The following is a 20,061-nucleotide window of genomic DNA, read 5'->3' as shown; positions in this document are numbered from 1 at the left end:
CGCCATGTCATCGACATCTCCCAAGGATTCACCGCCAACGACCGAACGCGGCCGCCAGCGCCGGGACGCACTGCTCGATGCCGCACAGCGGCTATTTCTCGAACGCGGCTACGGCCAGGTCAGCGTCAACGATATCGTGGCCCACGCCGGGGGCTCGCTGACGACGCTCTATCGGCACTTCGGCAGCAAGGAAGGCCTGTTCCAGGCGATGATCGAACGACGCTCCCATCATATCTACGACACGCTGACGGCCGACGGCATCGACGAGCTGCCGATCCAGGTCGCGCTGGAACGTCTCGGCATCGATCTGCTGGTCAAGATAATGGACGAGGAAACCCTGGGCATCTATCGCGAGGTCGTCGCCGAAAGCCCGCGCCAGCCGTTGCTGGCGCGGCTGTTCTTCGACGGCGGGCCGGGTCGCGTTCGACACGCGCTGGCGGACTACCTCGAGCGCCGGGTGCAACGGCAGCTGTTGCCGGCGTGCGACAGCGTCGAACTCGCCGGGATCTTTCTCGGCATGCTGCTGGGCGAATGGCATCTGATCCGGGTTCTGCAACTGGAATCGCCGCCCTCACGGACGGCGATCGAGAACCGGGTCAAACGCTGCGTCGAGCTGTTCCTGAACGGAACAGGCGACACTCGCCGCTAGGACGCAGCCAGTAGCGCTTCTATCGTGATCGGCAGATCCCGATAGCGTTTGCCGGTAGCGTGATAGATCGCATTGGCGATCGCCGGCGCCACCCCGGTAAGACCGATCTCGCCGACGCCCCGGCCCCCGAATTCGTTGTGCTTGAAGTCCGGGTAGTCGAGCAGCTCGACATCGATGTCCGGCGCATCGGCATGCGTCGGCACGATGTAGTCGGCCACGTTGGCATTGATCAGCCGGGCGTCACGCGGGTCGTAGTCGAGCTTTTCGAGAAGCCCCATGCCGAGCCCCATGACGATGCCGCCTTCGACCTGATTGCGCGCCGTCGGCGGATTGATCGCCCGGCCGATGTCGATGGTGGAGACGACCCGGGCCACGCGCACGCGCGAGATCTCGGGATCGATCCGGATCTCGACGAAGTGCGCGCCGAACGAGCGGAAGCTGTACTCGCTTCGTTCGTCCCCCGGCGCCGCGCTCCCCTTGCCGTTGACGCTGGAGAGCTTGCCGGTCTCGAGAATCTCCTCGAAGCTCACGCGGCGCTGGCCATCGGTAAGACCGCCCTGCTCCGCCTCGAGCGAATCGGCATCGCTGCCTTCGAAAGCGCCGCCGCTGCCGGTCGCCACTTCCTTGATCGCATCCAGCGCGTCGCGCACCGCGGCGGCCACCGCCGGCAGCACCGTGGCTGTCGCCATGGAGCCGCCCGAGAGCGGTCCGGCCGGCAGGCTGGTCTCGCCCAGCTTGACCTCGATACGCGAGAGATCCGCACCGGTCAGCTCGGCGACGGCCTGCGCCACGATGGTATAGGTGCCGGTGCCGATATCCTGGGTGCCGCAGGCGGCGAACAGCGAGCCGTCGGCGCGCAGTTCGACCCGCGCCTCGCAGGGCTGGCGCCCGGCGGACCAGGTACACGACGCCATGCCATAGCCGACGATCTCGTCACCGTCGCGCATCGAACCGACGGCCGGATTGCGCTTGTCCCAGCCGAACCGACGGGCGGCACTGGTGAGGCACTCGTCGAGATGCTTGCTCGACCACGGCAAGCCGCTGGCCGGATCCTGCTCGGCGTTGTTCTTCTGGCGCAGCTCGACCGGGTCCATGCCCAGCTCGACCGCCAGTTCGTCCATCGCCGTTTCCAGCGCGAAGATACCCGAGACTTCACCGGGTGCGCGCATCGGGCAGGGCGTGCCGTGATTCACTTCGAGCACGCGCTGGCTGGTCGAGACGTTGTCGCAGGCGTAGAAGCTCGGCGTGGCACTGCCGCAGGCATCGACGTACTGATGCACCAACGATGTCTCGGTGGTGCTGTCGTGTATCACCGAGGTCAGCTTGCCGCTGCGATCGGCGCCCAGGCGAACGCGCTGGCGCGACGCGGGACGATTGCCGCCACCGGTCATGTCCTGCTGGCGCGGCAGTACCACCTTGACCGGCCGGCCGGCCATGCGCGCCGCCACGGCGGTCGCCACGGCATGGGGCCACATGAACAGCTTGTTGCCGAAGCCCGAGCCGATATAGTGCGAGATGACCTCGAGATTTTCCTGGGCGAGCCCGAAGATGCGCGCCATGGCGTTGCGCTGGAAGAAGACGCCCTGGGTCGATTCGTGCACCACCAGGCGCTTGCCGTCGTCGCGCCACTCGGCGAGCGTCGCGTGCATCTCCATCTGCAGATGGCTTTCGGCCGCGATCTGATAGGTCGAGTCGATCTTCACCTCGGCACCCCCGAACGCCGCCTCGGGGTCACCGCGAGACGTGCCTCCGCTCTCCTGCAGTTCGCCCTGGGCGTCGGTGTGCAGGAGCCCGATGGCGGCACCGTCCTCTTCCTTGTACCGGGCGATGACACGATAAGCGGCAGCCCGTGCCTGCTCGAAGGTTTCCGCCACCACGAGCGCCACGTACTGGCCGTGATAGTAGATGCGCTCGTCCTCGAACGGCAGGCGCACTTCGCTGACCATATCGCCATGGGCCATGGAGTTGGGCGAGCGGTGCAAGTGTTCGAAGTGACCGTGGTGAAGGATATCGACCACGCCCGGCATGGCCAGGGCGTCATCGAGTTCGAGCGATTCGAGCACGCCATTGGCGATCGTCGCCGGCACCGGATAGCCGTAGAGCATGCCCTCGGCCAGCAGTTCGCCGGTGTAGCCAGCGCGGCCGGTCAACTTGAACTCACCGTCGATGCGCGGCGTTCGCTGGCCGACCACGCGCGGCTTGTTGAATGCGGATTGGGTCAAATCGTTCATGCTTGGCCCTCCTGTTCTCCGCTCTGACGGGCGAGACGCGTCGCCTCGCGCAGCGCACGGATGATGGATTGTCGCGCCAGCGGAATCTTGAACGCGTTGTGCTCGAGCGGTACGGCATCACGCAGGGCGATATCCGCCGCACGCTCGAAAGTCGCCATTTCGGCAGGTTGGCCGACCAGTGCCGCTTCGGCTTCCGGACAGCGCCACGGCTTGGTGCCGACGCCGCCGAGCGCCACCCGCGCTTCACCGATCATCTCGCCATCCAGCGACAGCTGCGCCGCCGTCGAGGCCAGGGCGAACTCGTACGACGCCCGGTCCCGCAACTTGAGATAGTACGATCCCGCCGGGACCAGCGGGGCGTCCAGCGTAATGGCCGTGATCAGCTCGCCATCGGCCAGATCGTGCTCGATATGCGGGGTATCGCCGGGGAGGCGATGGAAGTCCTTGAACGCCACTTCGCGCTCGCCCTCTGGCCCACTCAGCGTCAGCGTTGCGCCGATGGCAGCCATCGCCACGCACATGTCCGAAGGATGCACCGCGACGCATGCATCGCTACCACCCAGCACGGCGTTCAACCGATTGAGACCGTGCCGGGCGTCGCAACCGCTGCCCGGTTCACGCCGATTGCAGGCCGCGGCGGGATCGCGGTAGTAAGGGCAACGGGTACGCTGCATCACGTTGCCGGCCGTGGTCGCCATGTTGCGCAACTGGGTCGAAGCGCCTGCCAGCAGCGCCTGAGACAGCACCGGATAGTGCTGCTTGACCTCGGGATGGTGGGCCAGATCGGTGTTGGTCACTAACGCGCCAATCTTGAGCCGGCCGTCATCGAGCCACTCGACGTTCTTGAGCGGAAGACGGTTGATATCGATCAGTTCGCTGGGGCGCATCACGTCGAGCTTGACCAGATCCAGCAGGGTCGTGCCACCAGCTACGAATGCCGCTTCGGGTGCCGTCTGATGGGCAGCCTGTGCGACATCATCGGCGCGGGAAAAGGCAAAAGTTCTCATGCAACGCCCTCCTTGCGCGGCGCGGTCGCGTCGTGGGCCAACTGCGTTCGCGCCTGCTGAATTGCCGTCAGGATGTTCTTGTACGCGCCGCAGCGACAGATGTTGCCGCTCATCGCCTCCTTGACCGAGGCGTCATCGGTGCCGATGCGCTCATCTTCCAGCAGCGCTGCCGCGGACATCATCTGGCCCGGGGTGCAGTAGCCACACTGGAAGGCGTCGCACTCGAGGAAGCTCTGCTGCACCGGATGCAGCTCACCGTCTCGCGCCAGCCCTTCGACGGTGGTGACGTGCTGCCCTTCGCACATCACCGCCAGCCGCAGGCAGGAGTTCATCGCCTGGCCGTCGATCTGCACGGTACAGGCGCCGCACTGGCCATGGTCGCAGCCTTTTTTGGTACCACCGAGCCCGAGCTGCTCGCGCAGTACATCCAGCAGTACGGCGTTAGGGGCCACCTGCAAGGTCAGTGGCTCGCCGTTGAGCGTCAGATTGAGTGACTGCGTCTCGGAAGACGCGGTCCGGGAATGCACGGAATCATCCATCATGCCGGCTCCTCATCAGGGGATCGAAAACCACGGCAGCGAGGCGCGTCACTGCGCCATGCCACGGTTCGTTGTCTGGTTCGTCTGGTGTGGTGGACGTGCGATTGAATAAGCGCTTTTCGTCACGGAACTTTGTCACAGGACTTTGTCACGGAACTTTGTCACAGGACTTTGTCACGAAGTCATGGGGCGGCTAGCGTTGTCAGGACGCCGATGCCGCCTATCGACAACAGCATAGACACCCGGTCCCGATCTCGCCCGGCGAGAGATCAAGAAATTTTGTCGCACCCGCCCCCAACGCATCCGACTTCCGCTAAGCTCGTCGGCCAATGGCTCCCAACCGGTTGATCGGGTCGATGAATACGCTGTTACTGGTTTTGATTCTGCTGCTGGTCGCCTCCGCGACCGGTGTCATCACGCGCTTTGTCCCCACGCTTCCCACGCCGCTGGTACAGATATTCCTCGGCGCTCTGCTGGCATGGCCCGCGTCGGGGCTGCATGTCGAACTCGAGCCGGAAATCTTTCTGCTGCTGTTCATCGCTCCGCTACTGTTCGCCGATGCCAGACGCTTCCCGCAGCGCGAGTTCATGATCCTGCGCGGGCCGATCCTGGCGCTGGCGCTGGGCCTGGTGCTGTTCACGGTGGTCGGCGTCGGCTACTTCATTCACATGCTGCTCCCGGCGCTGCCGCTGGCGATCTGCTTCGCGCTGGCCGCGATCCTCTCGCCCACCGACGCAGTAGCGGTCTCCTCGATCTCCGGCCGCCTGCCCGTGCCACCACGACTGATGCGAATTCTCGAGGGCGAGTCGTTGATGAACGACGCCTCGGGACTGGTGGCGTTCAAGTTCGCCGTCGCTGCGGCGATCACCGGCACCTTCTCGCTCGCCGACGCCTCGTTGAGCTTCATCGTCATCTCGATGGGAGGCCTGGTGGTAGGCGGTCTGCTGGCTTTCGGCTTCAACTTCCTGCGCACGCTCCTGATCGAGCGGCATCTGGGCGAGGCCACTACGATTCAGGTCATTCTGCTGGTGCTGCTGCTGCCTTTCGCCGCCTATCTGCTGGCCGAGCATCTGGGCATGTCCGGCATTCTCTCGGCGGTCGCCGCCGGCATGGTGATGAACCGCGCGGATAGCAAACGCGTCGGCCAATTGCATGCGCGTATGCAGACTCAGAGCGTGTGGGAGATGGTCGAGTTCATACTCAACGCACTGGTCTTTCTGCTGCTGGGCTTCCAGCTGCCGGCGATCATCAGCGGCGCACTGGATCATTCACTCCACGACATCGGGGATTTCGAATTCCTGCGCCTGCTGGGCTACGTCGCGGCGATCTCGATCGCCCTGCTCGCTTCGCGCTTCGCCTGGATCTGGCTCGCCAGAGAGGTGGGGCGTGGCGCGACCCGGCTGAGCGCCTTGCTGCGCGGGCAGTCTCGCCTGAGCTCGCCGGACACTGACGGCCGGGTGCCGTTCAAGCTGATGCTGGCGGCCACGCTCGCCGGCATTCGCGGCACCATCACGCTCGCCGCCGCCATGTCGCTACCGCAGGTCATGGCCGATGGCACCGCGTTCCCCGGCCGGGAGCTGCTGATCTTTCTCGCCACCGGCGTCATCCTGTTCACGCTGGTCACCGGCAGCGTTGGTCTGCCAATGGTGCTGCGCAACCTCAAGATTCCCGCCGACACTCACGAGTTCGAGGAAGAGCGCAGGGCGCGCATCGCCGGCGCCGAGGCCGCGATCTATCACATCGAGCGCTACCATCATGACCGTACCGGCGAGTTCGCGCGCAACAAGACCAACGACGAGACGATCATGGCCTTCAACGACATCAGCTCGCAGCTGATGAGCTACTATCGCGAGCGCCTGACGCTGCACTCGGCCGATACCGCAACGCCCCAACTCGCCGCTTCGCGCCAGCTGGAGCGCGAGACCCGGCTGGAGGCCCTGCGCGCCGAACGCCGTCAGTACTACAAACTGCGCCAGCGGGATCACATCAACGACAGTGTTCTCCGCAAGCTGGTCCGCGAGGTCGACCTGGCCGAAGCCGCACTGACCGGCGATCAGAGCGCTGCCCATCATTGATCGCAGCACTGGCCGATACCTTCAACACGCCGACAGATACCAACACCTGGAGACTTCGCATGCCTCGATTCCTCGCCCGCTCGGCACGTGCCGCATTGTTCGCCGCCGCGCTACTGGGGCTGGTCAATTCCGCATCGGCCCAAGAGCCCGAGTCGACGGCTTCGGGGGACACAGCGCCCTCGGTGCCGGGGCTGATCGTCGCCAAGAGCGACGCCAGTGTTCACGATACGGCGTCTCGATTCGCCGAACAGGCCCGCACCAGCGGCATGACCGTGTTCGCCCGTGTCGATCACCGACAAGGCGCGATGTCGCGCAGCATGGCGCTGCTACCCAACGAAGTGATCATCTTCGGCGATCCCAAGGGCGGCACGCCGTTGATGCAATGCGCGCCGAGCGCCGGCATCGACCTGCCGATGAAAGCGCTGATCTGGCAGGACGACGACGGCCAGACCTGGCTCGGCTACAACGATCCCACCTGGATCGCCGAACGCCACGGCGCCGATGACTGCCCGGCGGTCAAACCGCTGCAGCAGACAATGCAGAAACTGGTGAAAGCGACGCTGCAGCAGTAGTGTCGCGAAAAAAAAGCCGCCGCGCCGCTAATGAGATGTGAGCGGAGTGGCGGCTTCGAGACGATTTGTGGCTCACGCTTAGGCTCTCAAGCCCGCGCTGACGAACCCTCCATCGACGGCCAATACTTGACCCGTGACGTAGGAAGCCTCGTCCGAGAGCAGGAAAGCGACCACACTGGCAACTTCCTCAGGCTGACCATAGCGCTTCAACGAGACGCGGTCATGCCACTGCTCACGCACTTCATCGGTATGGATGGCGCGCGCCAGCGGGGTATCGATTGGGCCGGGTGCCACGGAGTTAACCCGAATCCCTTTAGAGCCCAATTCACAGGCCATCACCCGGGTCAGCGCGTCTTGCCCAGCTTTGGAGGCGCCATAAGCACTACGCCCCTTGTTGCCGCAAAGGCCTGAGACCGACGAGATATTGACGATATTTCCGGGAAGGTCTCGTTGCGTCCAGTAGCGTGCCAGTTCACGAGACACCACGAAGGAGCCGACGACGTTGACATCGAGAATCTTGCGAAACTCGCTCACTTCCGTCTCGATGGCCGACTTATCGATGCCGATACCGGCGCAATTGACGACGCCCGCCAGATGGTAATTTTTGGATATGGACGCAATGGCCGCCTCGATGGCTGCCTCGTCGGTGACGTCACAGGCAATCCCGTCCCGCAAAGGCATCGCCAGTTCGGCACAAGCCTCAGCCAGCCCGGTTTCCGATCGATCGATGAGACACACGGCCCAACCCCGCGCTTTTAGCGTTCTTGCCACGGCTAATCCGATACCGGATGCGCCTCCCGTCACCACGACGGTCTTTTGCATGGTCTTATCCTTGTTGTCTTTCGGTTTACTAACTGACTCAAAGGCTTAAGCCGGCTCTTCATCCTCCGGAATCCACTCTTCCAGCGTCACCTCGAAGGTCATGCAGACGGGATTCCATCCGGCAAGGAAAGGGCCGCCGTAGACGTTGCCATCAGTGTCCGCGACGATCCCCGCCAGCGAGGCGACGGGCACACCGTCCTCGCCCGAACGGACTTCGCCAGCGATACTGACCACTTCGACGGCAGGACCCGAAATCTGCTGGTAGCTACCGTCGCGACAGCCCAGGCTGGCATCGACGAGACTTCCCAGCCCGCCTCGCACGAAGGCGTTCCGGAATCCTTCGGCCAGACACATCTTTTCGACGCCCTGAACCAGATCCTCGTTCGGCGCAATGCGGGCATAGGCGACGCGCCCCATACGCCCCGATTCTGTGGTCACGACTCGGGTGGTCACGGCCTGGGTAGTTTCTGCAGTCGGCATGTCACGACTCCTTGAAAGGCTTCAACAAGGGAATGTTGGTTTCATCGTCAAAAGCCTGGCGCAATTCGAACCCTTCCAGCGCCGTGACCAGAACGGATAGCGGCGTGGCACCAATGATCGAGGCCTGGGGCACGATATGACCACCCTTGACGCAGCCATCCGCGACGCGAACGGAGGCGTGGCAATGGACCAGCGGCCGCCCTTCCATATCCTTGCCCAGGGTGGCGTTGCCAAACACCATGAATGACGCGCCCGCATCGATTGGCTTGGAATAGGCAATGACAGCATTGCCGGTCGGATCCGGGGGCGCGACACAGTACTCGAGGTGCTCGAAATACCCACCCAGAATGGTGGTGGAGGCGCTGGTCACCCCGATATCCCGCAGCGGTTCGACCAACGCGTCATAAAGCGAGCGTCCCGGCTGAAGCAGCAGTCGAATATGGCGGCCGCTTTGATAGTGCATGCTCTGGATACGCACCGGACTGAAGCGGCCGACGTGGCGCAGCATGCGGGGGCGATGGTATCCGGACTGCAGCGTGCGGCTCATGGCCGTGCCTCCCGTTCCTCGATCGCCTGCCTGATGATCTTTTTGGTGATCTTGCCGTAATTGGATTTCGGCAAAGTCTCGAAGAAGTGATAACGCCGGGGCACCTTGTAGCCCGAGACACGCTCCTTGACCCATGCCTGCAACGCTTCGGCATCCAACTGCCGTCCCTCAATCGGGACTACCGCTGCCACACCAATCTCGCCCCACCGCTCGTCCGGCATGCCGACAATCGCCACTTCGCGAATCTCGGGATGGGTCAGCATCTTTTCCTCGATTTCCCGGGGATAGATGTTCGAGCCTCCGGAAATGAACATGTCGGACGCGCGCCCGGTGATGTAGAGGAAGCCCTCATCATCGAGATGCCCCAGATCTCCCGTGCGGAACCAGCCATTGCGAAACGACTTCGCATTGGCATCGGGATTGGCGTAATACCCGGCGAAGACGCCGAGACCACAGACGCAGATCTCGCCCGTTGCATGCGGTGGCAGTTCCTGGCCCTCATCATCCTGCACCGACACTTGCATCGCGGTTCTGTCATAACCGCAGGTGCCAACCTTGAAGTCGCCGTCATCATCGGCGCTATGAAGCCTCGGCGGCAGCACGGTAATGTTGCCGGTCACTTCACCCAGGCCGTAATACTGCACAAGGACTTTGCCGAGCCGCTCCAGCGCACGCTTCTGATCGGCCCGGTACATGGGAGCGCCTGCATAGATGATGTAGCGCAACGACGAATGGTCGTGGCGCTCGGAGGCAGGATCCTCGACCAACATCTTGACGATGGTCGGCACGGTAAACAGGTTGGTGATGCGATGGGTTTCGACCAGCCCCCAGATCTCATCGGCGTCGAATCCGCTGGAGGCCGGCAATACGGTTTTGACCCCGCGCGCCAGCTGAGTCAGATAATGAATGCCCGAACCGTGAGACAGCGGCGCAACGACCAGACTGGCGTCGGTGGCCTGATCCGTACCGGGCATGAGATCGCAAAGATGGTTGGTGGTGATGAACCCCATTTGGCCATGAGTCAGCACCGCCGCCTTCGATTTCCCTGTCGTGCCCGAGGTAAAGAAGAACCAGCAGGGATCGTCGTGTTCGACATCGACGTTGACGCAAGTCTGGCCTTCGTATTCCCGCAGAAAGTCTTCGTAGACCGCATCGCCGAACGCTGCATCGCCAATCCGCACGGTGAAAGAAAGATTCTCGCTGATATCCCGGATTGCCTGGTAATGATGCTCGAACTCCGCCCCGATAATCAGAACTTTGGCCTCAGTCAGCTCGGCAAGCCACTGTGATTCATCGGGAGAAATTCGAAAGTTGGCCGGCGCCCAGACAGCGCCCAACCGAAAGGCGGCCAGTTGGGTCTCCACCATTTCGAAGCCGTTGCGGCTGTGGACAAGAAGCCGATCGCCTTTGGTCAAGCCTTGAGCGCGCAGTGCCAATGCCAACGCACTGACACGCTGATCCAACTCGCGCCAAGAAAGTCCGTCACCGCCCATCACTAACGCGGGTGCGTCGGGGTAACGCCGTCTGGCTTGGTCCAGAAAGTTGGCCAGGTTCATGACTCGCTTGCTGACCGGCGTGACGCCTCCTGCCGGTACCCGAATCGTTTCACTCATCGGCTGCGCTCCATGATGCTGACGTAGTTCGCCACGGCGGCACCGCCCATGTTGAAGACACCCGCCAGATTGGCATCGGGGATCTGCATATCGCCGGCCTCTCCCATCAACTGCAGGCATGCCATCACATGCATCGAAACCCCCGTGGCGCCTACCGGATGCCCCTTGGCCTTGAGCCCGCCAGACGGGTTCACCGGCAGGCGGCCGTCCTTATAGGTCCAGCCTTCTCGGATCGCACGGTAGCCCTCGCCGGGTGCCGTCAGGCCCATAGCCTCGTACTCGATCAACTCGGCAATCGTGAAGCAGTCATGGGTCTCCACGAAATCAAGATCATCCAGCGAAATCCGAGCGTGATCCAACGCCGAACGCCAGGCGCCGGCCGCGCCGGCAAAGGCCAACGGGTCGCGCCGACTCAGCGCCATGATGTCGTTTTTTTGCACGCGAGCGCGGAAGGCGATGGCCCGTTCCAGTGTTCTCGCGGTGTCCTCGTCGGCCAGAAGAATAGCCGCGGCTCCGTCGGAGACCATGGAACAGTCCGTGCGTCTTAAAGGCCCCGCCACGACGGGGTTTCGGTCACTCACGGTATTGCAAAACTCGAATCCAAGATCCTTGCGCACATGGGCGAAAGGATTGGCAACGCCATTGCCGTGGTTCTTGGCGGCGATCAGTGCGAGCTCTTCACGTCGATTGCCGTAACGCTGGAAATACTCGTCGGCGATTTTAGCGAAGACGCCAGGAAATCCGCCCTCCGTCATCTCTTCCTTGCGGTAACTCGCCCCCAGCAAGACATCACCGACTTCCGATGTGGGAAGCGCAGTCATCTTTTCTGCCCCTACCACCAAGGCGATTTTTCCTCGCCCCGACTCGATGAAGTCCAGTCCAGCATGCAAGGCGGCCGACCCGGTGGCACAAGCATTTTCAAGCCGCGTGGCCGGTGTATGCATGAGGTTTTCATCTGCCATCGCTACCAATGCGGCTTGGAAATCCTGCTTCGAAAACCCGTTGTTCATGACGCCTAGATAAATGGCATCGACATCGGCTGCCGGTACCCCGGCGTGTCCCAACGCATCTTTTACCACCTGCCCGATCATGGCTTCTGTATCAGGCTCCGGGCGCTTGCCGAAAGGCAGATGCGCCCAACCGACTATTCTGGCTTGAGTTGACATTTAGACTCCATATTCCATAATACGGAACTTATAGTGTGCGTTAATAATCAAGCTATGCGAGGCTAAAAAAGGTATCAACATGAATAATGCCTATCTCGACTAAATTACTAGGCCACAATGTGGAATATTGGAAAACCCCCTATGAAAGTTTCTCCCATTCAGGGCGCTCAATCCGTTTCAAGAACCCTGCAGGTGCTCCGAGCTATCGCAGGCCAACTCGGACGAGGCGTTTCGCTCGCCTATATCACCCACCAAACTGAACTGACCAAACCGACAGTTCATCGTCTTTTGCAGGCACTCATGGCCGAAGGCATGGTCGATAGGTCGGAAGAGGAAGGGTATTTTCTGGGCCCGGAATGCTACGCGTTAGGTGTCATTGCCGATCAGCGCTATGGGTTGAGCCGTATTGCCTCAACGCCGGTAAAAAGGATCGCCGAGGAATGCGGCGACAGTGCCTTCTTCTCGCTGCGTAGCGAGTGGCACTCGATCTGCCTGATCAGAGAAGACGGCAACTATCCCATCAAGACCCACGTATTGCAGCCCGGAACCCGCCTCCCGCTGGGCGTTGGCGGTGGCGGCATTGCCATGCTGGCAGCATTGGACGATGACGAGATCGAGCGCTGCCTGGACGCCAACGCCGAAGAATGCGCAACCCGCTTCCCTCACGACCAGCGAAGCGATCTCTTGCCACGTGTCGCGGAGTGCCGGGCACTAGGCTATGGAATCAATCGCGGCTCCGTCGTCTCCGGTTCTTGGGGCGTAGGCGCCGTCGTCAGGGACGAAGCCGATCGAGTGATTGGCTCGCTATCTATCGCCGCGATTGATAGCCGTCTACAGCCGGATCGACAGCAGCAGTTCGGCCCACTACTGGTTCGCGAAGCCAAAGCACTGGAATCCAAGATCCAGCAAGCTCAGAGAACCCGACGATAAACAATGTTATCGATTCAGCCGGTAGCGGCGCGTAACGACAATCCGCCATCCACAATCAAGCTGGTGCCGGTGACGTAACGCGACATATCCGAAGCTAAGAACAAGGAGGCGTTAGCAATATCCCACGCATCTCCCATAAACCCCATCGGACACTGCCGGTTACGAGCATCTCTCATGATTCCGACGTCCCCCCCATAAGCAGCCGTCAACGGTGCGTAGATCATTGGCGTATCCATGAGCCCAGGGAGTATGCAGTTGGCACGAATGCCATCAGGCGCATATTGAGCGGCAAGATTCTCGGTAAATGCGATGATCGCCGCTTTCGAGGTTGTGTAAGCAGAATAGGCAAACCCAATCCAGCGCAGCGCCGCAATAGAAGAGATGTTGATGATATTGCCTGAGCCCTGACGCCTCATGATCGGCAACACCTGCCTGCAAGTAAGAAATACACTGGTCTGATTCACACGTATCAACCGCTCCCACTCCTCTTCGGAAGTTTCCTCCGGCCCACCGGTAACAGAAATACCGACGTTATTGTGCAGAACATCAATACCTCCAAGATGATCCATGGCGGCATGCATCATTTGAGCCACATCGGTAGTTTTTGTGACGTCAGCACTCATTGCTTCACAAACCCCGCCTTCGCCAAGAATCAGTTGGCGCGTTGCTTCAGCCGCCTGTAGGTCGCGATCAACCGCTAACACCTTGGCACCCTCTCTTGCGTAAGCTACCGCAGCCGCCTTCCCATTGCCCCAGCCTTCCCCGCAAGAGCCAGCACCGACCACGATGACCCGCTTATTTGTCAGTAGCGCTTTCATAGCTCCTCCTCGCTCTTCGCTACAGTGACACGCGCCTGGCGCATGCCACATCGATTCAATCTTCCTCCCGGACTTCATCAATAGCGTCTTGGAAAGTATCGACAAGAGAAGGACCGACCTTCGCAGACCACTGATCGAACGTCTGACGAGTAGCTTGTTGAAACGCCTCCAGTTCGCCCGCATTCGGCTTGTAGATTTCCATACCTTTATCTTTCAACGTCTCATAGCCCGTCTGTGTCTGCTGACGGGTGATACGCTTCTGATACTCCATGGCCTCCTGTGCTGACTTGCGTATCATCTCGCGCTTCTCCAAACTCCAGGAATTCCACTTCTCCTGACTAACGGCGAGAAACGCAGGGTCGTAAGAGTAATGCCAGCGTGTTAGATACTTCTGCACTTCATAAATGCGCTGAGGCACGATGATTGCTCCCACCGGATTCTCCTGGCCGTCCACTACCCCCTGCTGGAGTGCTGAGAAGGTCTCGGTCCACTGAATTTGCTGCGGGTTGGCTCCCAACTCCTCCATGACGTCAATGAACATCGGGCCAGCCACACGAATCTTCATCCCTTTGAGATCATCCGGGCTCTTGATAGGCCTCACACTATTGGTTAGCTCTCGAAATCCACTTTCCCCCCAACCCAGCACGACGAGCCCATGCTCAGCCATGATATCGGTCATCTTTTCAGCAGGTTCTCCTACGAGCGTTGCGTCAACCTCGTCGTAATTTCGATAGAGGTAAGGCAATGAAAAAACTGACATTTCGGGAATCAATGGAGAAATCGATATCGCTGTCGATAACACAAAATCGATATCACCCCTACCCACCATCTCGGCCTGCTTCAGCTGGTCGCCGCCAGAAAGAACGGCATTGGCAAAAACCCGAACCTGGGTCTCACCACCCGACGCCTTTTCCACCAAGTCGGCAAAGCGTTTCGCCCCCATATTTCGACTGGTGGAGTCACTAGTCTCGCTAGACAACCTCAGCGTATCTGCGCTAGCAGCCAGCGAAGCAGTTATCAGGATGCCTCCAAGAAGTGCTATCAGAGCTCGCCTCTTTATCAACATTTTTCTTCCTCGCGAATCGGTAGCGATATTGCTTCGGCTCAACGAGAATCGGAACAATGACCAACATGAACAATACGACCTACGTATATCATTCCATATTATGGAAAAAAGAAAATTGACGCCAGACCGAACCAGTACCACCTCTACATGAAGACCATAAAATGATTTCCGTTGGAGATAGAACTGCTTACGAACTAATACTAGCTTAAATTTCATAGATAATCGGGGCAGGTTACGCTTCGACCAACGAATGCTAATTACAACCATTGTCCAATGGCTACGGCTAAGACTCTGCCCCATTCTCTAACCATTGGACAAAGACACATTCCACTTTACGGAACAAAATCAACAACGAGATGGAAATATGAAAATTCGCATGAAGATTTCTGTAGTAGCGTCGGTCTTGGTCTCGCTGATGTCGACGGCGGCAGTTGCGGACACATACCGGCTGACTCATAACACCTCCGACGCCACTTCCTGGCAAAAGGGCGCAGAGAAGTTCAACGAGCTTCTCAAAGAAGAGTCAGATGGCGATCTGGGCGTTCGAATTTTCCCCAACGCCGTTCTCTCCGGCGGTGATCAGATGAAGCAGTCGGAAATGGTCGGGCGTGGCGACATCGACTTTGTCATCACATCGGCAATCAACGTCACACCTCTAATTCCGGAAATGGCGGTTTTCTCGCTTCCTTACCTCTTCTCCAACTACCAACAGGTTGACAATGCCATTCAGGGATCTCCTGGTGACAAGATGAAGGATATCGCCAGGGAACATGGTATTGAAATACTCGCCTGGGGTGAGAACGGCTTTCGAGAACTGACCAATAGTGTCAAACCCGTCGAGAGCCCGGATGATCTCAAAGGGATGAAGATTCGTGTGGCTGGCCCGATGTACATCGATGTCTTCGATGCGCTGGGGGCGAATCCGCAGCAGATCCAGTGGACCGAGACCTTTTCGGCGCTTCAGCAGGGTGTCGTCGATGGTCAGGAAAACCCGGTGGGTTCCATTATCGTTCCGCAGCGCCTGTATGAAGTACAGAATTACCTGACTGAGTGGCATTACTCCTACGACCCGATTTTCATCGGCGTCAGCGAAGAGCTGTGGAACAGCTGGGACAAAGACACACAGGAAGTGGTTCAGGATTCTGCCAATAAAGCCATGCAGTATCAGATCAACCTATCTCGAGAACAGACCAAGTCCGGAATCAAGACACTCGAAGACAACGGTATGACAGTAACGACGTTGAGCGATGACCAGCTGCAGAAGTTCCGTGACGCCACACGCTCGGTCTACGACGCCTGGGGTAAAAAGGTTGGCGAAGACCTCGTAAGCGATTTCGAGAAGGCCGTCGATGATACCTCATCGCAGTAAAACCTGAGCGGCCGGGCCGGCGAGTCAAAAGGAAGGTTGGATATGATGTATTTATGGCGCCATTTCGAAGAGGCTGTCTGCGGCACCGTCTTTCTGCTCATGACGCTTCTGGGATTCATCAATGTCGTGGTACGCAACCTGTCAAATTACTCGCTGGCCTCGACACAGGAACTGGTGATCAACGGCATGGTGCTATTGACCGTCTTCGGGGCCGCCATTGCGGCCAAGAAAGGCCAGCATCTCGCTGTCACCGTGCTCTACGATATCGCACCGCGACCCTTCAAACGCGCGCTGGTTTTACTCTCGACTTTGCTGATCATTTTCACGCTCGTGCTATGCACCGTTTTCACGGTCAATCTTCTCGATAACCAGTATTCCAGCGGCGTCGTATCCAGCGCGCTACAAATACCGCAGTGGTACTACACCCTGATCGTTCCTCTCGGCTTCGTCATGCTGATGATCCGCCAGATCGAACTGGCCATTGCCGAAATCAGGAAGCCGGAGGCGCTCTCATGATGGATCTATCAGCCGGCACCCAGATGATCATTCTGTTTTTCGCCCTCGTCTTGATCAGAGTGCCTGTAGCATTCAGTCTGGCGCTGTCTGCCATGGCCGCCATGTATCAAATGGGCTTTGGTCTGGATATGGTCGGCGATCTCATCGTCTCGGGGATCGCGAAATATTCACTGCTCGCCATTCCCTTTTTCATCCTCGCCGGCAACATCATGGGCATCACCGGCATTGCTGAAAAAATGATCAATTTCTTCCGCACGCTGGTCGGTGGGTTGCCCGGCGGCATGGGGCTAGTCGGCACCGTTGTCTGTCTGTTCTGGGGTGCCGTGAGTGGTTCCGGCCCAGCGTCCGTGGCGGCGATCGGACCGTTGATCATTCGCGGGATGGTTGCCGATGGGTACTCCCGTGCTTTTTCAGCCGGTTTGGTCTGCACCGGAGCCGCGCTTTCGCTTATCATTCCACCCTCGATTGGCCTGGTGATCTACGGCATCCTTGCCGGCACCTCCATCTCCGACCTGTTTTTGGCATCGATTGTTCCAGGCCTGATGCTGGGATGCTTGATGTTGTGCGCCCTGCCTTTTGCCAAGTTACTGCCAACTCCCTCAACGAGCGAAAGCGCCAAAGAGGAAGAGAGCTTTGAACGTCATCTCGATCAGAATACCCACCTCCCCTATGCGGCGCGGCTGGTCAAATCCTTCCGCGAGGCATTCTGGGGGCTGTTGACCCCTGTGGTCATCTTGGGGGGAATCTACGGCGGCATCTTTACGCCTACCGAAGCTGCCATCGTGGCCACGGTGTTCGCCATGTTCGTCGGTTTCTTCATCTACCGTACGCTGACGCCATCTTCCCTGTTTTCATGCGTCGTCGCATCCGCCGGATCCTCCGCTGTCGTCATGCTGGTAGTCGCGTTCGCCAGTCTGTTTGGCTGGGTAGTCGTGGTCGACGGATTGGTCAGCGATTATTCGGATGCCTTGCTCAACATCAGCAGCAGCCCCTGGGTCGTCGTACTGATGATGCTGGTCATCCTGCTGTTGGCAGGCATGTTCATGGACGCCATCACGATCATGTTCATCACTTTGCCAATTTTCCTACCAGTCATTCACCAACTCAATCTTGACCCGACCTGGTTTGGCGTTGCGTTGATGACGGCGCTATCTATTGGGTTAATTACGCCACCGGTAGGTATCAACCTGTTCGTCGCTGCCAATATCACCAATTTACCCCTTGGCACAATCGCCAGAGGCGTCGTCCCATTTCTCATCGTCTCCCTCATCGGCTTGTTAATTCTTGCCTACGTTCCCAGTATTTCCCTGATGTTTCTGTGACAGGTGGATATCCACGTAGGAGCACACGTCAAAAAAACGCGGCCTCTAGCTGAGTGTTGATCAGCTAGAGGCCGCTGCTTCGTTTCACCATCGAGATCGTGTCAGGCGCTTTGTGCCTGGGGCACGTCGTCCATCAGCTTGTCGAGGGTGATCGGCAGTTCGCGGATGCGCTTGCCGGTGGCGTGATGGACCGCATTGGCAACCGCGGCTGCAAGGCCAGTGACGCCGATCTCGCCGATGCCGCGGGCGCCGTATTCGTTGAACGCCAGGTCCGGATGGTCGAGCAGGATCACGTCGATTTCCGGCTGGTCGGCGTGCACCGGCACCACGTATTCGGCGTAGTCGTTATTGACCGGGCGGGCGTTGCGCTCGTCATATTCGGTGGCCTCGAACAGGCCCATGCCGATGCCCATCACCACGGCACCTTCGACCTGATTGCGCGCGGTGGTTTCGTTGATCACCTTGCCGACGTCGATGGCGCTGACCACCCGCGCCACCCGAAGATGCGAGATGCCCGGATCCCAGCGCACCTCGACGAAGTGAGCACCGAAGGATCGGTAGGAGTACTTCGAATCCGCCCCTTCGGTATGCGCTTCCCCGTCAGCGCTACCGTAGCGTCCCGCCTCGAGAATATCGGCGAAGCTCGTTTGTTTGCCGTCGGCATTGCGCAGGCCGCCGTCGGCGACTTCCAGATCGTCGCTGGACGCTCCGGCGAAGGCGCCGTTGCTGCCAGTTGCATAGCGCTTGATCTCATCGAGCGCCTTGCGCGCCGCCCCGGCAATCGCCGGTAGCGTGGTCGCCGTCGCCCAGGAGCCGCCGGAAACCGGCCCGTCCGGATAGGACGAATCCCCCAGCTTGACGGTGATGCGATCGATCGGGATGCCGGTCACGTCGCTGACCGCCTGGGCGACGATAGTGTAAGTGCCGGTACCGATATCCTGGGTGGCGCAGGAGGCAAACGCCGTGCCGTCGGCACGAATCGAGACACGCGCGTCGCAGGGGCGTTTCAGCGCTTCCCAGTTACAGGCTGCCATGCCGTAGCCGACGATCTCGCGGCCTTTGCGCATGCTGCCGATCTCGGGATTGCGGTCGGCCCAGCCAAACTTCTCCGCCGCCCGGTTCGTCGCTTCGACGATATGGTTGCTGGAGAAATCCAGATCCTGGCTTTCGTCACGCTCGGCGTAGTTGTCGAGCCGGAACTGCACCGGGTCGACACCGGCAGCGTCGGCCATCTCGTCGATCGCCGATTCCAGTGCGAACAGCCCCGGCGCGGCGCCCGGTGCGCGCATCGAGGTCGGCGTGCCGCGATTCACCTGGGTGGTCTCGTGGCTGACCGTGAGGTTAGAACAGCTGTAGAGACTCTTGGTCACGCTGCCGCAGGTTTCGACGTACTGATCGGTATAGGACGTAGTGTTGATCGCTTCATGACGCAGCGACACCAGCTTGCCGTTCCCGTCCGTCGCCAGGCGCAGGCGCTGACGTGTTTCCGGCCGATGCCCGGTGGTGGTGAACATCTGCTGACGCGGCACCACGAGCTGCACCGGACGCCCGAGTTCCCGGGACACCGCCGCCGTGGCGATGGCGTGCGGCCAGGTCCACAGCTTGCTGCCGAAACCGGAGCCGATGTAGGGCGCGTGCACGGTGATCCGCTCCGGCGGAATGGCGAATATCTTGGAGAGCGCGTTTCGAGCCACCACGACGCCCTGGGAGGCATCGAAGATCGTCAGATGCTCGTCGTCCCACCAGGCGGTGGAAGCGTGCATCTCCATCGGATTGTGGGTCTCAACCGGCGTGCGGTAGGTCACATCGATGGTGGTCGCCGCGCTATCGAACGCCGAGGCCGCGTCTCCGCGATCATGATTGCCGCTGCCGGCCTGGGTGCCGTTGGCCTCGACGCCCTGGTCAAGATTGGCCACGGTCTTGTCGGTCGAGTAAGTCACCTTGACCCGCCGCGCCGCCGCTCGGGCATTCTCGAAAGTGTCCGCGATCACCAGTGCCACGAACTGCCCTTCGTAGTAGACGCGTTCGTCCTCGAACGGCAGCCGGGTCTCCTCGACCTTGTTGCCCTGGGCGAAGCTCGATGGCGTCCGGTACAGCGACGGGAAGTGGCTGTGGTGGAAGATATCGATGACGCCCGGCATCTTGCGGGCTTCGTCGACGCTCAACTGCGAAACCTTGCCACTGGCGATGGTGCTGAAGACGCCGTAACCGTAGGCCAGATTGGGCGGCAGATTGTCGGCGGCATAGTTGGCGCGGCCGGAGAGCTTGTCCGGGCCGTCGATGCGCGGCACGCCGGCACCGATGATGCTTTGCTGTTTGTCGCTCATGGTCGATTCTCC

At 60.2% G+C, this 20,061-nt stretch carries 18 protein-coding genes; 7 read left to right on the top strand and 11 right to left on the bottom strand.

The features are described from left to right. Positions 1–4: 4 nt before the first annotated feature. On the top strand, positions 5–649 hold the full coding sequence (locus BTW08_RS08990) for a TetR/AcrR family transcriptional regulator (RefSeq protein ID WP_075562188.1): 645 nt from the start codon (positions 5–7) through the stop codon (positions 647–649). Here BTW08_RS08990 and BTW08_RS08985 read toward each other — a convergent pair. Genes BTW08_RS08985 through BTW08_RS08975 form a run of 3 tightly spaced genes read right to left on the bottom strand, consistent with a single transcriptional unit; the run spans position 646 to position 4,429 of the window. Beyond that, positions 646–2,880 carry a xanthine dehydrogenase family protein molybdopterin-binding subunit gene (locus BTW08_RS08985; protein WP_075562187.1) on the bottom strand — a complete coding sequence of 745 codons (2,235 nt, stop codon included), beginning with the start codon at positions 2,878–2,880 and terminating at the stop codon, positions 646–648. The genes BTW08_RS08990 and BTW08_RS08985 overlap by 4 nt on opposite strands. After that, on the bottom strand, positions 2,877–3,887 hold the full coding sequence (locus tag BTW08_RS08980; RefSeq protein ID WP_075562186.1) for a xanthine dehydrogenase family protein subunit M: 1,011 nt from the start codon (positions 3,885–3,887) through the stop codon (positions 2,877–2,879). The genes BTW08_RS08985 and BTW08_RS08980 overlap by 4 nt, the downstream gene beginning before the upstream one ends. Continuing rightward, on the bottom strand, positions 3,884–4,429 hold the full coding sequence (locus BTW08_RS08975; RefSeq protein ID WP_075562185.1) for a (2Fe-2S)-binding protein: 546 nt from the start codon (positions 4,427–4,429) through the stop codon (positions 3,884–3,886). The genes BTW08_RS08980 and BTW08_RS08975 overlap by 4 nt, the downstream gene beginning before the upstream one ends. Before the next feature lie 353 nt (positions 4,430–4,782). Between BTW08_RS08975 and BTW08_RS08970 the strand changes: the two genes are divergently transcribed. Continuing rightward, complete coding sequence (locus tag BTW08_RS08970; RefSeq protein ID WP_075562184.1) at positions 4,783–6,501, top strand: Na+/H+ antiporter; 1,719 nt, start codon at positions 4,783–4,785, stop codon at positions 6,499–6,501. 59 nt (positions 6,502–6,560) lie between these two features. Further along, a complete protein-coding gene (locus BTW08_RS19225; protein ID WP_075562183.1) occupies positions 6,561–7,073 on the top strand; it encodes a DUF302 domain-containing protein in 513 nt (170 codons plus the stop codon). Positions 7,074–7,151: 78 nt separating this feature from the next. On the opposite strand, the gene BTW08_RS08960 is transcribed toward BTW08_RS19225, so the two are convergent. From BTW08_RS08960 to BTW08_RS08940, 5 genes are read right to left on the bottom strand one after another with little or no spacing between them, the layout of a single operon-like run. Then, positions 7,152–7,895: an SDR family oxidoreductase gene (locus BTW08_RS08960; RefSeq protein WP_075562182.1), complete on the bottom strand. Its 744-nt coding sequence runs from the start codon at positions 7,893–7,895 to the stop codon at positions 7,152–7,154. Between the two features lie 45 nt (positions 7,896–7,940). Beyond that, positions 7,941–8,375, bottom strand: coding sequence for a PPC domain-containing DNA-binding protein (locus tag BTW08_RS08955; RefSeq protein WP_210403228.1), 435 nt, complete (start codon positions 8,373–8,375; stop codon positions 7,941–7,943). A 1-nt stretch (position 8,376) separates the two neighbouring features. Beyond that, positions 8,377–8,922, bottom strand: a complete 546-nt coding sequence (locus tag BTW08_RS08950; RefSeq protein WP_075562181.1) for a DUF296 domain-containing protein — start codon at positions 8,920–8,922, stop codon at positions 8,377–8,379. Further along, positions 8,919–10,535: an acyl-CoA synthetase gene (locus BTW08_RS08945; RefSeq protein ID WP_075562180.1), complete on the bottom strand. Its 1,617-nt coding sequence runs from the start codon at positions 10,533–10,535 to the stop codon at positions 8,919–8,921. Before BTW08_RS08945 ends, BTW08_RS08950 begins: the two co-directional genes overlap by 4 nt. Beyond that, on the bottom strand, positions 10,532–11,701 hold the full coding sequence (locus tag BTW08_RS08940; RefSeq protein ID WP_075562179.1) for an acetyl-CoA acetyltransferase: 1,170 nt from the start codon (positions 11,699–11,701) through the stop codon (positions 10,532–10,534). The genes BTW08_RS08945 and BTW08_RS08940 overlap by 4 nt, the downstream gene beginning before the upstream one ends. A gap of 117 nt (positions 11,702–11,818) precedes the next feature. On the opposite strand from BTW08_RS08940, the gene BTW08_RS08935 reads away from it, so the two are divergent. Then, positions 11,819–12,631, top strand: a complete 813-nt coding sequence (locus BTW08_RS08935; RefSeq protein ID WP_210403227.1) for an IclR family transcriptional regulator — start codon at positions 11,819–11,821, stop codon at positions 12,629–12,631. A 14-nt stretch (positions 12,632–12,645) separates the two neighbouring features. Here the strand turns inward: BTW08_RS08935 and BTW08_RS08930 are convergent, their stop codons facing one another. Continuing rightward, complete coding sequence (locus BTW08_RS08930) at positions 12,646–13,449, bottom strand: SDR family NAD(P)-dependent oxidoreductase (protein WP_075562178.1); 804 nt, start codon at positions 13,447–13,449, stop codon at positions 12,646–12,648. A 55-nt stretch (positions 13,450–13,504) separates the two neighbouring features. Further along, positions 13,505–14,515 (bottom strand): DctP family TRAP transporter solute-binding subunit, encoded by a 1,011-nt coding sequence (locus BTW08_RS08925; RefSeq protein WP_075562177.1) that lies wholly within the window; start codon positions 14,513–14,515, stop codon positions 13,505–13,507. 364 nt (positions 14,516–14,879) lie between these two features. On the opposite strand from BTW08_RS08925, the gene BTW08_RS08920 reads away from it, so the two are divergent. The 3 genes from BTW08_RS08920 to BTW08_RS08910 are packed head-to-tail and all read left to right on the top strand — an operon-like array spanning position 14,880 to position 17,722. Continuing rightward, complete coding sequence (locus tag BTW08_RS08920; RefSeq protein WP_075562176.1) at positions 14,880–15,884, top strand: DctP family TRAP transporter solute-binding subunit; 1,005 nt, start codon at positions 14,880–14,882, stop codon at positions 15,882–15,884. 42 nt (positions 15,885–15,926) lie between these two features. Then, complete coding sequence (locus BTW08_RS08915; protein ID WP_075562175.1) at positions 15,927–16,400, top strand: TRAP transporter small permease subunit; 474 nt, start codon at positions 15,927–15,929, stop codon at positions 16,398–16,400. Continuing rightward, positions 16,397–17,722: a TRAP transporter large permease gene (locus tag BTW08_RS08910; protein WP_075562174.1), complete on the top strand. Its 1,326-nt coding sequence runs from the start codon at positions 16,397–16,399 to the stop codon at positions 17,720–17,722. Before BTW08_RS08915 ends, BTW08_RS08910 begins: the two co-directional genes overlap by 4 nt. A gap of 101 nt (positions 17,723–17,823) precedes the next feature. On the opposite strand, the gene BTW08_RS08905 is transcribed toward BTW08_RS08910, so the two are convergent. After that, positions 17,824–20,049 (bottom strand): xanthine dehydrogenase family protein molybdopterin-binding subunit, encoded by a 2,226-nt coding sequence (locus tag BTW08_RS08905; RefSeq protein WP_075562173.1) that lies wholly within the window; start codon positions 20,047–20,049, stop codon positions 17,824–17,826. Positions 20,050–20,061 lie beyond the last annotated feature (12 nt).

It is taken from the genome of Salinicola sp. MH3R3-1 (assembly GCF_001937155.1).
In the GTDB taxonomy this organism is placed as follows: domain Bacteria; phylum Pseudomonadota; class Gammaproteobacteria; order Pseudomonadales; family Halomonadaceae; genus Salinicola; species Salinicola halophyticus.
This window is presented reverse-complemented; position numbering and strand designations above follow the sequence as displayed.

Coding starts and splice junctions, on each gene's coding strand:
- BTW08_RS08990 (WP_075562188.1), top strand. CDS start 5: ATGTCATCGACATCTCCCAAGGATTCACCGCCAACGACCGAACGCGGC.
- BTW08_RS08985 (WP_075562187.1), bottom strand. CDS start 2,880: ATGAACGATTTGACCCAATCCGCATTCAACAAGCCGCGCGTGGTCGGC.
- BTW08_RS08980 (WP_075562186.1), bottom strand. CDS start 3,887: ATGAGAACTTTTGCCTTTTCCCGCGCCGATGATGTCGCACAGGCTGCC.
- BTW08_RS08975 (WP_075562185.1), bottom strand. CDS start 4,429: ATGATGGATGATTCCGTGCATTCCCGGACCGCGTCTTCCGAGACGCAG.
- BTW08_RS08970 (WP_075562184.1), top strand. CDS start 4,783: ATGAATACGCTGTTACTGGTTTTGATTCTGCTGCTGGTCGCCTCCGCG.
- BTW08_RS19225 (WP_075562183.1), top strand. CDS start 6,561: ATGCCTCGATTCCTCGCCCGCTCGGCACGTGCCGCATTGTTCGCCGCC.
- BTW08_RS08960 (WP_075562182.1), bottom strand. CDS start 7,895: ATGCAAAAGACCGTCGTGGTGACGGGAGGCGCATCCGGTATCGGATTA.
- BTW08_RS08955 (WP_210403228.1), bottom strand. CDS start 8,375: ATGCCGACTGCAGAAACTACCCAGGCCGTGACCACCCGAGTCGTGACC.
- BTW08_RS08950 (WP_075562181.1), bottom strand. CDS start 8,922: ATGAGCCGCACGCTGCAGTCCGGATACCATCGCCCCCGCATGCTGCGC.
- BTW08_RS08945 (WP_075562180.1), bottom strand. CDS start 10,535: ATGAGTGAAACGATTCGGGTACCGGCAGGAGGCGTCACGCCGGTCAGC.
- BTW08_RS08940 (WP_075562179.1), bottom strand. CDS start 11,701: ATGTCAACTCAAGCCAGAATAGTCGGTTGGGCGCATCTGCCTTTCGGC.
- BTW08_RS08935 (WP_210403227.1), top strand. CDS start 11,819: ATGTGGAATATTGGAAAACCCCCTATGAAAGTTTCTCCCATTCAGGGC.
- BTW08_RS08930 (WP_075562178.1), bottom strand. CDS start 13,449: ATGAAAGCGCTACTGACAAATAAGCGGGTCATCGTGGTCGGTGCTGGC.
- BTW08_RS08925 (WP_075562177.1), bottom strand. CDS start 14,515: ATGTTGATAAAGAGGCGAGCTCTGATAGCACTTCTTGGAGGCATCCTG.
- BTW08_RS08920 (WP_075562176.1), top strand. CDS start 14,880: ATGAAAATTCGCATGAAGATTTCTGTAGTAGCGTCGGTCTTGGTCTCG.
- BTW08_RS08915 (WP_075562175.1), top strand. CDS start 15,927: ATGATGTATTTATGGCGCCATTTCGAAGAGGCTGTCTGCGGCACCGTC.
- BTW08_RS08910 (WP_075562174.1), top strand. CDS start 16,397: ATGATGGATCTATCAGCCGGCACCCAGATGATCATTCTGTTTTTCGCC.
- BTW08_RS08905 (WP_075562173.1), bottom strand. CDS start 20,049: ATGAGCGACAAACAGCAAAGCATCATCGGTGCCGGCGTGCCGCGCATC.